We start from the raw sequence: 14,270 nt of genomic DNA, 5'->3' as shown, positions 1-14,270 counted from the left end.
GTGCCGCTCGGTACCAGAGCACCGGAGACCATCACAACCACGTCACCTTTCAGACCCATGCCGATTTCCAGCGCGGCTTCTTTACCGATGCGATAGAAATCGTCGGTAGAGGCGATGCTGTCAACCACGTGGGCAACCACACCCTTGGTCAGAACCAGCTGGGCAGCAGTTTTCTTGTTGGTGGTGATAGCCAGGATCCAGGCTTTCGGGAAGTACTTGCGAATGGCCTTGGCAGATTTGCCGCCTTCGGTAGCAACCACGATCAGCGGGGCGTCCAGCTTCTCGGAGGTCTCTACGGCGCCTTTACATACGGCTTCGGTGATGCGCAGCTTCTTGCTGTCGTTGGCAGCAGACAGGTTGGACGGCATCACGGCATCGGTACGCTCGCAGATGGTGGCCATGATGGTCACGGCTTCCAGTGGGTACTTACCCTTGGCGGATTCACCGGACAGCATCACTGCGTCGGTACCGTCTAGGATGGCGTTGGCCACGTCACCAGCTTCGGCGCGGGTCGGACGCGGGTTCTTGATCATGGAGTCCAGCATCTGGGTGGCAGTGATAACCACTTTGCGGGCTTTGTTGCACTTGGCGATGATCATCTTCTGGGCGAAGATAACTTCTTCAACCGGGATCTCTACACCCATGTCGCCACGAGCAACCATGATGCCGTCGGAAACAGCCAGGATCTCGTCGAAGTTGTCCAGACCTTCCTGGTTTTCGATCTTGGAGATGATCTGGATGTTCTCGCCACCGTGGGCTTTCAGGTGCTCACGGATTTCCAGAACGTCTTCTTTCTTACGGATGAAAGAAGCAGCAACGAAATCAACGCCTTGCTCGCAACCGAAGATCAGGTCGCGCTTGTCTTTCTCGGCCAGGGCCGGCAGCTTGATGGAGACGCCCGGCAGGTTAACGCCTTTGTTCTCGCCCAGGTCACCGTTGTTCAGCACTTTACAGATAACTTCGCGCTCGGTGATTTCGATAACGTCCAGACCGATCAGGCCGTCATCAACCAGGATGCGGTTGCCGACGCGCAGATCGTTGGCGAAACCTGCATAGGTCACGGCCACTTTGTCTTTGTTGCCAACCACGGTCTGGTCGGTGGTGAAGGTGAAAGTCTGGCCAGCGACCAGCGCGACGTCGTTGCCGCCTTCCAGCTTCATGGTACGGATTTCCGGACCCTTGGTGTCCAGCAGGATAGCTGCGTGCTTGCCGGTCTCGGCCATTACAGCGCGCAGGTTGCTGATGCGGCTGCCGTGCTCGGCGTAGTCACCGTGGGAGAAGTTCAGGCGCATGACGTTCATGCCGGCGTCCAGCATTTTGGCCAGCATTTCTTTGGATTCGGTCTTCGGACCGATGGTGCAGACAATTTTGGTCTTTTTCATGTCAATCTTCATGGTGCTGTTGTCATCTCTTTAATATGAAATAGTCAGCGGGTCAGGACAAAGGCGGCCAACGCCGGCAGTCCTCTGCCCTCCCGATCAAACAGGGCCTGGTTCTCCCAGCCATTGCCGAGGGGCTCATCTATCCCGAGGAACGCCATGCCAGCGCGACTGGCCCAACTGTCGCCGGGGACCCGGATCCAGCCCGGCTCCCAATAGACAAACCCGAGCCCGAGCTGATCCGGCACTGCGGCAATAGCAGCACGCAGTGCATCGAGAAACGCTAGTTGCCCCTCGGGCGTCGCAGCAAACCCGCCGCGTACGGCCTCCTGCTCACCGAAGGCGTTACGAACCTCGTCCTGGTTGACGGTGTCATGCCCATAGGCGGTCTCAACGACCAGCAGCGGACGCCTGATTTGGGTGGCAAGGCTGTTCATGGTGCGCGAGAGGTCGCCCAGAGATCCGTGCCAATATGGGTAGAAGGAGATACCCACCAGATCGAACGGCACATCGCGTACCTGCATCGCCTTGAACCAGCGTAGGCACTGAGCCTCATCCCCTCCTTCAGCAAGATGTAGCATCAGTCGTGGGGTGATACCCCCCTCGCTGCCAGCACGGATCCCGGCGATGGCCGCCTTGAGCAACTGGGCTAATCGATCGAACCCCTCCTCTTCTTCTTGCCGGTGTAGTTGCCCCTGCGGCCACAGCATGCCGTTATTGAGTTCGTTGCCGACCTGCACCATTTGCGGTTGCACCCCGGCCTCGCGCAGGCGTTGTATCACGGCGGCGCTGTAATCGTGCAGCATTGCCGCCAGCTCTGCATCCGACTTGCCTCGCCAGGTCCGTGGCGTGTGCTGCTTGCCAGGGTCGGCCCAGAAGTCGCTGTAATGAAGATCGAGCAACCAGGGCAGGTTGAGGGACCGGCTTCGCTGCGCCAGTGCAATCACCTTTTCCAAGTCATTGTTGCCACCACCAAAGGGTTCCCCCTTGGCCGAACGGGGATCGACCCACAGCCGCAGGCGTACCAGGTTGAGGCCACGCTTGCGCATCAGGGTTAGCAAATCCCCCTGCCGCGTTCCGTCTTGATAGTGAACGCCCAGGCGCTCGAGTTCGGCTAGGGTGGAGACATCCGCCCCTCGGATAGCCAGGTTATGAGGAGCGGCACCAGCACCTGCACTGATGGCTCCCAGCATGACCAACAGTGGCCAGCTCAGCGGGGGGCGCATCCTAGTGCTGCTCCGGCTCGTGCAGCTCGAACCACTGACCGAGATCACGACGCAGGTTGTCCGAGCGCTTGCCGAAGATGGCCTGCACCTCGTCGCCGATGATGATGACGCCTATGGCGCCGAGACGCTGCAGCGCCTCGCTGTCGACCGGCTGCAAGGCATTGACCCTGACCCGCAGCCGGGTCAGGCAGGCGTCAAAGCCCACGATGTTGTCGCGCCCGCCAAAGGCAGCGATGAGCGCGGTGATGGCCGCTTCGTCCAGCCTGGAGAGCGGTGCCTCGGCCGATTTCTCCTCCTTGTGGCCGAGGGCCGCGGCGAACAGACGCTTGAAGTCCTGCATCTTGACCATTTGAACCTCCTAAACGTGAATAAGAGGGCGAAGCCACTGGCTCCGCCCCGCAATCAACGGGCGCGACGCAGCACCCGGCAGCCGAATGGAGGCAGCACCAGTGAATCGCTCAGCGCCTCACCGCTCACCATGTCACTGTGACCACCCGGCAGAGTGACCAGGCGCTCGGCGTTGGCGAAGTTTTGCACAAACACGAACACCTGCTTACCATCGCTGCGGCACTGGGCGGTGACCCCCTCCGGCAAGGCTGGCAAAGCACGCGGCAGGGCCAGGGTCTCGATGAGATGGCCAAAGAAGTCGTGTTGGAACGCCAGATCATTTCGCGAGGCGACATAATAAGCGCGACCTGTCCCGTGCTCGTTGACCGTCACCGCCGGACGTCCGGCATAAAAGTCACCGTCATAGCTGGCCAGGGCCCTCGCGCCTTCTAGGTGGATGAGATCGCAAAGGTGAGTGACTTCGTAAGGGCCGCAGAGTCCGGCTTCGTTGCCAGCAAGACCCGAGACGGCGTTACGTTCCTCGTCATAGAGACCGTCTATCTCCTCTGCCCAGATCCCAAGGACCGGGCGTAGCGGCCCTGGGAATCCCCCCAGGTGACAGAGATCGGTCTCGTTGACGATGCCACTCCAGTAAGTGGTAACAAACTGCCCACCTCGTTTGACAAAGGCGTCAACCCGTTCGGCAAAGCCATCGCGCACCATGTAGAGCATCGGAGCGATAACCAGGTCATAGCCATCAAGCGCGCAGTCGGCATTGATGACATCCACCGCCACCCCGGCCTCCCAGAATGGGCGGTAGTGCTCGGCTACCGTCTTCTCGTAGAAGAGGCCGGCATTGCGCGGCCCCTGGGCATTGTCCATGGCCCAACGGCTCTCCCAGTCGAAAATGATGGCCACTTTGGCCTCGACGCGGCTGCCAGCGACCTCTTGCAACTTGGCCAGGATCTCGCCTAGCGCCTGCACCTCGCGGCCCACCCGGGTATCGATGTGACCAACGTGATCGACCACGGCGCCGTGGAACTTCTCGACCGAACCACGGCTCTTGCGCCACTGGAAGTACTGCACCGAGTCGGAGCCGTGGGCTACCGCCTGCAAGGAGGAGAGGATATGCATTCCCGGCTTTTTGAGCTTGCTGATGGGCTGCCAGTTGGTCAGGCTCGGGGTCGACTCCATCAGGAAGAAAGGTTTGCCTCCCTTGAGAGTGCGCATCAGGTCGTGATACATGGCGGTGTACGCCGCCAGGGTCGAGTCATCGCCACTGTTGTGCCAGAGGGGGTAGCTGTCCCAGGAGATGAAATCGATCTCCTTGGCCAACTGCCAGTAGTCATAGTCGTAGAAGTACTCCATGAAGTTGGTGGTGGCCGGCAGGCTCGGGTTGGCCGCCTTCAAGGGCTTGATCTCCTCGGCACAGAAATCGCTCACCTGGGCGGTATTGAAACGCTTCCAGTCTAGGTTGAGGCCGTGGATCGAGCTCTCGCCGATGGGAGACGGAGATTCGATCTGTGACCAGTCGGTGTAGGTATGGCTCCAGAAGCTGCTCCACCAGGCGTGATTGAGCGCTTCTATGCTGCCATAACGAGCCTTGAGCCAGTCACGAAAGCGCTCCTGACAAAGCTCGCAGTGGCACTCGCCGCCGTACTCGTTGGAGATGTGCCAGGCGATGACACCGGGATGATGGCCGTAGCGTTCGGCCAGGGCACCGTTGATAGCGCGCACCTTGTCACGATAGACAGGCGAACTCATACAGTGATTGTGACGGCCACCGTGCAGTGCCTTCACACGTTCCTTGCTGACCCGCAGCACCTCGGGATAACGCTGGGAAAGCCAAGCCGGACGAGCACCACTTGGTGTGGCGAGGAAAACTGACACACCGTTTTCGTGCAAGCGATCGAGCACCGTATCGAGCCAGCCGAACTCATAGTGCCCCTCTTGTGGCTCCAGGGAAGACCAACTGAAGATGCCGACCGACATCACGTTGCAGCGGGTTTGCTTCATCATCTCGAGATCGCGCTCGAACACCTGGGGATCATCCAGCCACTGATCCGGGTTGTAATCAGCACCATGCAGCAGGGCGGGCACGCGTTCACTGAGCGGGGGAAACTTGAACATCACACATCTCCTAAAACGAGGGGGCGCCGGCCATGGCCGGTCGCCCTATCGGTTGAACTGGGTCAGTTGAATACCTTGATCGAGGGAAGCACATGGCCGGAGCAGTCAAACAGCGCCTGGTTCTCCCGGGCATTGCCCTCTTTCCAGTCGTCGTTGTTGTACTTCATCCCAGCCTTGGTAGCCCAAGTGGCACCAGGGGTTGGCAGCCACGCAGGCTCCCAGTAGAAGACTCCCTTGCCACGCCCGTCCGGTACCGCCACCACGCTCTTGATCAGATCGCGCAGGAAGTCGGCCTGCCCCTGTACGCTGGCCGGGTAACCACCGTCGCTCGCCTCCTTGGCAGTGAAGTTGTTCTCGGCGTTGTCGCAGTTCTCCGTGGTGTAGCCGTAGGCGGCCTCGACCACGATCACATCCTTGCCATAGCGCTTGCTGATGTCATCCATGTTGGCCTTGAGGGCATTGATGGGGCCATTCCAGTAGGTGTAGAAGGAGAGTCCGATGATATCGAAGGGCACCTCGCGCTTGGCGACTTCATCAAACCACCAGACGAAGGTGTCGTTTTTGGTGCCCTCAGCCAGATGCAGCATCACCTTGATATCTTTGCCGTGCTCTTTCACAGCACGTACACCAGCCTTGAGCAGTGTGGCCAGGCGATCAAACTCCCCACCGTTTTGCCCCCAGCTCTTGCCCTCTGGCCATAACATGCCACCATTGATCTCGTTGCCGACCTGCACCATGTCAGGCATCACACCGGCCTTTGCCAGGGCATCCATGCTTTCCTTGGTATGGGCGTAAACGGCATCCGCCAACTGCTTGACTGACATCGTACGCCACGCCTTGGGCTTGTTCTGGCGGCCCGGATCGGTCCAGAAGTCGCTGTAGTGGAAATCGAGCAGGAACTTCATACCAAGGGCCTTGGCACGCTTGGCAAGCGCTATCGTTGCAGCCAGATCGTTGTTACCACCGCCGTAAGGCTTGCCGTCCGCATCCTTGGGGTCTACCCACAGGCGCAGGCGAATGTAGTTAAAGCCGTTCTCCTTGAGGATTGCCATGGCGTCCTGTTGCTTGCCACTGGCATCAAAGAACTTGCCACCAAATTTCTCTACTTCGGCCAGCATGGAGACATCAGCCCCCTTGATGAACTCCTGCGGTACCGCAACTGGTTGCACCACCACATTTTCGGCAGCCACGGCGGGGGCATGCATACCCAACATGCCGGTGGCGAGCAGCGCCGCCATCACCAGCGTCTTCTTGATTTTCATGTCGAACGTCCTGTTTAACGGATTAACCCTTGGTCCCACCTGCGGTAAGACCGGAAACGAAGTACTTCTGCAAGGAGAGGTACAAGATGGCCACCGGCACCGCGATGAGCACAGCTCCCGCCGCATAGGTGGTGTAGCTGGCCCCCATCTTCTGGGCGACCAGGTTGTAGAGACCAATGGGCAAGGTGAACTGATCCGGGGTGCGCAATATGGTGCTGGCCAGGATGAAGTCGCCAAGCGGGCCGGTGAAGGAGAACAGTGCAACCACCGCAATGATGGGCTTGGAGAGCGGCATGATGATCTCGATGAAGATGCGGAAGTTGCCCGCTCCGTCCATACGCGCCGACTCGTCAAGATCCTTGGGGATGGCGTCCAGATAACCCTTCATCAGATAGGTGTTCATCGGGATCATGCCGCCCACATAGACCAGCACCAGCGCCAGGTGGCTGTTGACCAGACCCAGCATCTGGGCCAACACGAAGATGGCGATGAGGGCCGAGAACTGGGGCACCATCTGCAACAACAGGAACAACATCAGGCCATTTTGCCGCCCACGGAAACGAAAGCGCGAGAAGGCATAGGCAGTGAAGCTGACGCTGATGAGGGTCAACACCATGGTCAGGAAACTGATCTTCATCGAGTTCCAGTACCAGGCGGCGTAGTCGATGCGCCCGTCAAACAGCTCCTGGTAATGAATAAAGGAGAAGTTTTCCGGGATGATCGAGGTGTTGAGCAGGCTGCTGCCCGGGTTGAGGGATGCCCCCACCGTCCAGATGAGGGGGTAGATGATGATCACCGCAACCATAGCCAGCAGCAAATAGCTTAGGGTCAGGCGGATGGCATTACTCTTTTTCAGACTGTGTTTGGCACTCATGGCTGGATCTCCTTACACCATGTCGTCTTGCTTGAACGAATTGGTCGCACGGAACTGCCACAGGGCAATGCCGACCACGAAGATGGAGAGCAGAATGGTGATGCTCGCTGCAATCGCATACTGGGATGACGACATGGTCAGCTTGTAGATCCAGGAGACCAGGATGTCGGTGCCGCCGGCATTGGAACCAGCCACCGCAGGTCCCCCGTTGTTGAACAGGTAAATAATGTTGAAGTTGTTGAAGTTGAAGGTGTACTGGGTGATGAGGATCGGAGCGATCGAATACAGCACCAGGGGCAGCGTAATGGTGGTCAGCTTGTGCCATGTGCTGGCACCGTCGATGGTGGCCGCCTCGTAGAGATCATCCGGGATAGCCTGCAACACCCCAGTGGTCATGGCGAAGACGAATGGGAAGCCAAGCCAGGTCTGCATCAGGATGAGGGCCGTCTTGGTCCAGAAGGGATCTGTCATCCATGCCTTGGGGTCGATACCCAGAGAAGCCAGAATACCGTTGTTGATGACGCCAAAGGTCTCGTTGAACATGCCGGCGAACACCAGAATGGTGACAAAACCGGGCACTGCCCACGGCAGGATCAGGATGGTGCGGATGAGCGGCTTGAAGCGCAGATCCTTCTGATTGACCAGGATCGCCAGCAGCACCCCGACCGAGCATTGCAACGTGGTGGCGATCAGCGTCCAGATCACGGTCCACTGCAGCACGTCGAGCAAGGTCGAACGCCACAGATCGAGCTTGAAGATGTTGATGAAGTTCTTCATCCCCACCCAGTCCACCAGCTTGGCCGGCGGCGTGTGGTAGAGATCGTAGTTGGTGAAGGCGATGGAGAAACCAAAGATGATGGGGAACACCACCACGAACACCAGCAGGATGAAGCCCGGGGTGATCATCAGGTACGGAAAACCTTCGCTCAGCAGCAACTGGTATTGCTTGCGCACACTGGTCAGCGCTACGCCACGATCCCGGCGATCGCCGTTAACATAGGCGTCGCGGACGCTCCAGTAATAGATGGCACAACCAAAGATGGCCACCAGTACGCTGATAACCCCCTTGGCCAAGAGGAAGACGGAGTTGTCCCGGGGCAACTCGGTGCCAAGGGTAAACAACCCCCAGAACCCTTGAGATAGAAAATCATGGAATACGCCGAAGAAGCAGGCCATGACGGTGAAAAACAGGGTGCCCTTGACCCATTGCCGGTTATACCACTGACCGAGTCCCGGGATCAGCGAGAGCAGGGCGGCCACCTTGGCATGATGGGTTCTTGTACCGATCTGGGTAAGCGATCCGGAATCGACAACCACAATGTACCTCCTTTCCATTAAGAGCCCGGGCGGCCACGAATGCCGCCCGGCCCGAATTGGGCCTGCGCCCAACTTGTGTTATTGCTGCGCGTGGTTAACTTCGATCTGCATGTTGATGTTCTTGACTGCACCTTCCAGTGCCGCCTTCACACCCTGCTTGCCAGTCACGCCAAGCTGCAGTGCACTGTTGGCAGGGGTCCACACCTCTTGCATCTCGGGCACGCTCGGCATCGGGGTGGCGAAGCCAGCCTGAATGGCCACGGCCCGGGATTTCTCGTCGTCCTTGATGAGCGGATCGTCGATCAGCGCCTTGAGCGGCGGGATCTCGCCGGTCTTCTGGAAGCGGACCTTGGCGTACTCAGGCTGGTTGATGAACTCGATGAACTGCTGCGCCAGCTCTTTCTGCTTGGAATAGGTGGAGATGCTGTACCCCTTCACGCCGAGGAAGGAGCGCATGTGTTCGCCATTGGGCAGTGTCGGCAGCGGGGCGACACCGTAGTTCACACCGGCATCCTTGTAGGGTTGGAACGACCAGGGCCCGGTGATGACGGCAGCGGCCTTCTTCTCGGTGAACAGGGAATCGATGGCGTTGGCGCCGGTCTCACCGACGATACCGGCCGGGAAAAGCCCTTCGCTATAGAAGCGCTTGAGGAAGCTGACCGCGTCGACCGCCCCCTGGTTGGCCAGGCCCACGTCCTTGACGTTGAGCGAACCGTTGGGGTTCTGGCCGAAGATGTAGCCCCCCATGGCGGCCACTACGCCGTAGGAGTAATAGATCTCGTCAAACTTGGCGAGCAGGCCGTATTTGTTCTCCCCACGCAGGGTCTGGGAGGCCTTGACCAGCTCGTCGAAGCTCTCCGGCGCCTTGGGCAGCAGGTCTTTGTTGTAGACCATGACGATGGTCTCGACCGCCTTGGGCAGGCCATAGAGCTTGCCTTCATAAGTCTGGGCATCCACCGCCGGCTTGGTAAAGCCTGCCAGATAGTCGGCACCCGGCTTGATCTCGCTGATGAGCCCCTGCACCACGGCGGTGCCCACCTGATCATGGGGCAATACCAACACATCCGGGCCTATGCCGGCCGGGCCATCCAGGCGCAGCTTCTCGATCTGCTGGGCATAGGGGGTTTCGAGGATCTTCACCTTGACGTTGTGCTTGGCTTCGAACGCCTTGACGGCCTTCTCTATGCCGTTTGATTTCTTGATGTCTTCCCACACCAGCAGTTCACCGTCGGCAGCCCGGGCTACCTGCCCCAACCCCACCACGCCAAGAGAAAACAACATTGCAGCGGTCAATTTATTGATTTTCATATGATTTCCTTGTCCCTAACTCAGGTAAAAACAGGCCTTCGCCGACCACGTCGGTTAGGTGGGTGTTACGATGCCATCCAGCCGGTGTAACTTATGACGCTTGTTACCGATTAGTGTGTAAAACAGAGCACAACCACATTGCACACTGTACTGGTCTGGCCTCTATGACGCGCACTCACCGTCACCTAATGTCATGATAAATAACTGGTTTAATCCTATACATCAGATCCGGAGCAATTCGCTCTCTCTCTTGTTTCTTGCCACCCACGCCTTTCACTGCGCTTTCATGCGGCAAAAAAGGTAACGATTACACCGAATGGCTCTACGGTAAGCGGTGCTTGCCCAGCCTGCCAGTAGCACGTACCAAGGCTGTGATCTCATGCACAAAAGAAACAGCATTTTGTGCAACCGCTTACACCTGACTGATATAGTCCTCCCAAAGCCACAGAGTGAAACGGTGTGAAACGCCTTCTCCCTCCCAGGGCAAAGAAGCCGCAGCAGGGGTATGGCCACCTCGGAGTTCTGCAGCTAATGCATTCATTATCAAGGAGTTAAAGCTCATGGCGAGTATCAGATTGAACAATGTGGTCAAGCGTTTTGGCAGCAACGTGACCTTGCATAACGTCAACCTGGACGTGGAAGACGGCGAGTTCACCGTCTTCGTCGGCCCTTCCGGTTGTGGCAAGTCCACCCTGCTGCGGATGATCGCCGGCCTGGAAGATATATCGGAAGGCCAGATTGCCATCGATGAGCAGGTGGTCAACGATGTCGCACCGGCTCATCGCGGCGTGGCCATGGTGTTCCAGTCCTATGCCCTCTATCCCCACATGACGGTGGCCGAGAACATGGGCTATGGCCTGCGTGTCAATGGCGTGCCGAAAGAGGAGATAACCCACCAGGTCAGCATGGTGGCCAAGACGCTGCAGCTCTCCCACCTGCTCGATCGCAAGCCCAAGCAACTCTCCGGCGGCCAGCGCCAGCGGGTAGCCATCGGCCGTGCCATCGTGCGCAACCCCAAGGTGTTCCTGTTTGACGAGCCGCTCTCCAACCTCGATGCCGAGCTGCGTGTCGAGATGCGCCTGCACATCGCCAAGCTGCATCAGGAGCTCAAGACCACCATGATCTACGTGACCCACGATCAGGTGGAGGCCATGACCCTGGCCGACAAGATAGTGGTGATGAACTATGGCAAGGTGGAACAGGTCGGCTCGCCGATGGAGCTCTACTACAAACCCTGCAACCGCTTCGTGGCCGGTTTCATCGGCTCACCCAAGATGAACTTCCTGCCGGCCCGCGTACTGGCCTGGAGCCCGGAGCAGATCCGGGTCAAGGTAGCCGGCCAGCAGGAGCTCACCCTGCCCATCCTCACCGAGCGACTCGAGCCGGGCAGCGAGATCTCCCTTGGCCTGCGTCCCGAGCATGTGGTGCCGGGCGCAGAGGGGATCCACCTCGCCTTTACCTGCGAGGTGGTGGAACGTCTTGGCAACAGCACCTACCTGTTCGGTCAGTGCTGCGGCACCGACGGCTTCAAGCTGCTGCTGGCAGGGGATGGGGAGTTTCATCCGTACCAGAAGATGGATGTCTTCTTTGCCCCGCAAAATTGCCTTGTGTTCAATGCCGAAGGGCTCAGGATCAGCCGCTGAACGCGGCTACTGCATGCCCCGATCCATTTTGCCCCCGCCAGTCGGGGGCTTTTTTTATCCCCGGGCGCGGGACACAAAATGAGAGCGGGCTCGCAACCCTGGACAAATCCCGTACAAGGGTGCCGAGAAAGAGTGTAAAAGATTCACAAAACAATGAAAACGTTACACTAAAAATCAGAATTAGGTGCCCTCCATTATCGCAGCCTTATCTTTTAACAAGATAACGCACTGATAAAAGATGACTTATCACTTGCATCATCAGGCTGGGTTGACTCAAAACCACATGTAACCGATACCATTAACTTGCGCACTCGTCACCTTTCCATCATCCAGCGCCTGGCGCTGGGCTTTGCCGTCATCCTGTTGCTGCTGCTGCTCTCGGTGGCCCTCTCTCTCTACGCCGGCCAACGGCTGGCCGACCAGGTGGGGCTGCTCGCCAGCCATACCGCGCCGACCCTGGTGCAGAGCCGCGCCGTGACCCGCGATCTCTTCACCCTCGACCGACATCTGGGTAACGCATTGCTGCAGACCGGAGAGGAGGAGCTGGGCGCCGCCCGCGAGCAGATGCAGCAATGGCAGGCCCGTTTCGACCAGGGTCTGGCCACCTTGGCTCGACAGATAGCGGGGGAGCCGCAACAGAGTGCGCGCGTCGAGAGCCTGCGCGAGCAACAGGCCGCCTACTGGCAACTGGCCCAGCAACTGGTCGATGACTATGCCCACAACCGCCTCGAACAGAGCAAGCTGGCGGCCGACACCCGCCTTGGCGACACGGCGCGCCAGCTTGCCAGCGCCCTCGATGTGCTGCTCGCCCCTCTGGGCAGCCACCCCGCCGTGCTGCTCAAGAGCCGCCTGCTGGCAAACCTGGAACAACAGGTCAGCGCCACACAGGAGATCCTCAAGCAGCAGGATCCGGCCCCCGTTGCCGCACGTCTGGCTGCCAATGCACGCGCCAGCGAACAGGCGGCGGCACTGCGCCAGGAGCTGGCACGCCAGCTCGCCGGCCAGGAGGATGCCTTCGGCGTGCCCCTGAGCCTGGAACGCGGCACGGGTGCCAGGTTCGATACCCTCGCCACCCTGCTGGCCGGCCCCGAGAGCCTGCCGGCACGCCACCTGGCGCTGGTCGAACAGAGCATCATGTTGCGCAACCAGAGTGTGCAGGCCAGCCGCCTTATCGACAGCCTGCTAGGCGATCTAAGCGAGCTTGACGCCGCGATCGACGCTCAGCTTCGCCACAGCACCGCCGGCAGCGGCGCCATCCTGCTCTGGCTGCGCCTCGGGCTGTGCGCCGGCCTGTTGCTCTCCCTCGGTCTCGGCGCCCTGGTGCTGTGGCACCTGGTTCGCGCCATCCGCCAGCCACTGCACCACATCCTCACCACCCTCAAGGCCCTGAGTCAGGGAGATATGCGCCAACGCGTGCCGCTACTGCGTCACGACGAGTTCGGCCAGCTTGCGACCGGCATCAACGCCCTGGCCGACGAGATGAGCGGCATGCTCGGTCAGATAGTTCAGGCCGCCGATGCCCTCGGCCGCATGGCCGGCCAGAACCAGCACGCCCAGCATCACGCCCAACTTGCCATCGGCGAGCAGCGCAACGAAACCACAGGGGTCTGCAGCGCCATGGAGGAGATGGACTACTCGGTGCGCGAGGTCGCCGGCAGCATAGGCCAGACCGAGCAGACCCTCGGCAACATAGCCGCGGCGGCCCACGCCGCCAGCCTGCGTGGGGCGGCGACCGGTCAACGGCTGCAGCAACTGGCTGACGAGTTGGCGGAGTCGCGCCGCAGCGTGGAGCAGGTGCAGACATTGAGCGTCAGCATCGGTGACATCCTCGCCCTGATCGAGCGCATCACGGAGCAGACCAATCTGCTGGCCCTCAACGCCGCCATCGAGGCGGCCCGCGCCGGAGAACAGGGGCGTGGCTTTGCCGTGGTGGCCGACGAGGTGCGTCAGTTGGCGCACCACACAGCAGACTCCACCACCCGCATCCAGGGGATCATCGACGATCTGCAGCAAAGCACCCGCGGTGCGGTCGCCACCATGCTGCGCTGCCACGACGCCATGGCCCAGAGTCGCACCGACAGCGACGCGGGTTGCGCCACCCTAGCCGAGCTATCCCAGGCGCTGCAGCAGGTGGCCGAGCAGAGCAGCCGTATCGCCAGCGCGACCCTGCAGCAACAGCAGACCAGCGCCGAGATCGCCCGCAACATTACCAACATCGCCCGGATTGCCGACGACAACCAGGGCGCCCTGGCCAAGGTGGCACAGACCAGCGACCAGTTGCAGCAGCTATCGCAGCAGCAACTGTCGCTGACCCGCCGCTTCACCCTGCAGAGCGCCTGATCACACACCACAGAGAGGACCATCCATGTTCAAGAAGACACTGTTGCTGACTACCCTGATCGCCTGCCTCCAGCCCGCGCTGGCCAACGAGGAGGATCCCCTGGCCCGCCCGCTGTTCCTGCGCGGCGAGATGAACAACTGGGAGGCCCCGGCAGACCAGCAACTGGTTACCCAGCAAGGGGACTTGCTGTCGGTCCAGGTGGCCTTGCAGGCCAGTCACGGCGCCTACAAGTTCAAAATTGCCGACGAGAAGTGGAAGGCCGACACCACCTATGGCCAGTTCGACCCCGCCGCCAAGGTCGAGTCGGACAAGCCGGTGGTAGTCAAGGCCGGCTGGCAGTGGAGCGACATGAAGTTCACCCCGCCCAGCGACGGCCAGTATCGCATCACCCTGGATCGCCGCGATCCCCAACACATCCAGGTCACCGTCTCCCCCGCCGGGTGATCCTAGGGCCGCCGTAAGG

11 protein-coding genes are annotated in these 14,270 nt (G+C 59.9%); 3 read left to right on the top strand and 8 right to left on the bottom strand.

Annotated elements, in window-relative coordinates; genetic code table 11:
* From pykF to AB5Z02_RS09480, 8 genes are all read right to left on the bottom strand, one after another.
* On the bottom strand, positions 1 to 1,382 hold a 1,382-nt coding region (gene pykF, locus AB5Z02_RS09515), incomplete at its 3' end, for a pyruvate kinase PykF (RefSeq protein WP_201944913.1).
* A 44-nt stretch (positions 1,383 to 1,426) separates the two neighbouring features.
* The gene (locus AB5Z02_RS09510; protein WP_100654384.1) at positions 1,427 to 2,605 is read right to left on the bottom strand and encodes a glycosyl hydrolase 53 family protein; all 1,179 of its coding nucleotides are present in this window, start codon (positions 2,603 to 2,605) and stop codon (positions 1,427 to 1,429) included.
* A gap of 1 nt (position 2,606) precedes the next feature.
* The gene (locus AB5Z02_RS09505) at positions 2,607 to 2,954 is read right to left on the bottom strand and encodes a glucose PTS transporter subunit EIIB (protein WP_100654385.1); all 348 of its coding nucleotides are present in this window, start codon (positions 2,952 to 2,954) and stop codon (positions 2,607 to 2,609) included.
* A gap of 53 nt (positions 2,955 to 3,007) precedes the next feature.
* Positions 3,008 to 5,062: a beta-galactosidase gene (locus AB5Z02_RS09500; RefSeq protein ID WP_100654386.1), complete on the bottom strand. Its 2,055-nt coding sequence runs from the start codon at positions 5,060 to 5,062 to the stop codon at positions 3,008 to 3,010.
* A gap of 62 nt (positions 5,063 to 5,124) precedes the next feature.
* The gene (locus AB5Z02_RS09495; RefSeq protein WP_100654387.1) at positions 5,125 to 6,324 is read right to left on the bottom strand and encodes an arabinogalactan endo-beta-1,4-galactanase; all 1,200 of its coding nucleotides are present in this window, start codon (positions 6,322 to 6,324) and stop codon (positions 5,125 to 5,127) included.
* A 22-nt stretch (positions 6,325 to 6,346) separates the two neighbouring features.
* Complete coding sequence (locus AB5Z02_RS09490; protein ID WP_041212959.1) at positions 6,347 to 7,198, bottom strand: sugar ABC transporter permease; 852 nt, start codon at positions 7,196 to 7,198, stop codon at positions 6,347 to 6,349.
* 12 nt (positions 7,199 to 7,210) lie between these two features.
* A complete protein-coding gene (locus tag AB5Z02_RS09485) occupies positions 7,211 to 8,515 on the bottom strand; it encodes a carbohydrate ABC transporter permease (protein ID WP_041212958.1) in 1,305 nt (434 codons plus the stop codon).
* Positions 8,516 to 8,593: 78 nt separating this feature from the next.
* Complete coding sequence (locus tag AB5Z02_RS09480; RefSeq protein ID WP_100654388.1) at positions 8,594 to 9,823, bottom strand: extracellular solute-binding protein; 1,230 nt, start codon at positions 9,821 to 9,823, stop codon at positions 8,594 to 8,596.
* A gap of 560 nt (positions 9,824 to 10,383) precedes the next feature.
* Between AB5Z02_RS09480 and AB5Z02_RS09475 the strand changes: the two genes are divergently transcribed.
* From AB5Z02_RS09475 to AB5Z02_RS09465, 3 genes are all read left to right on the top strand, one after another.
* A complete protein-coding gene (locus tag AB5Z02_RS09475) occupies positions 10,384 to 11,466 on the top strand; it encodes an ABC transporter ATP-binding protein (protein WP_100654389.1) in 1,083 nt (360 codons plus the stop codon).
* 303 nt (positions 11,467 to 11,769) lie between these two features.
* Positions 11,770 to 13,806, top strand: a complete 2,037-nt coding sequence (locus AB5Z02_RS09470; RefSeq protein ID WP_368215900.1) for a methyl-accepting chemotaxis protein — start codon at positions 11,770 to 11,772, stop codon at positions 13,804 to 13,806.
* Between the two features lie 25 nt (positions 13,807 to 13,831).
* Positions 13,832 to 14,251 (top strand): hypothetical protein, encoded by a 420-nt coding sequence (locus AB5Z02_RS09465; protein WP_041212954.1) that lies wholly within the window; start codon positions 13,832 to 13,834, stop codon positions 14,249 to 14,251.
* Positions 14,252 to 14,270: the final 19 nt, after the last annotated feature.

This window comes from Aeromonas sp. R2-3, assembly GCF_040908375.1.
Lineage (GTDB): Bacteria > Pseudomonadota > Gammaproteobacteria > Enterobacterales > Aeromonadaceae > Aeromonas > Aeromonas veronii.
Note: the sequence above shows the minus strand (reverse complement) of the source record. Positions and strands in the feature narration are given on the sequence as shown.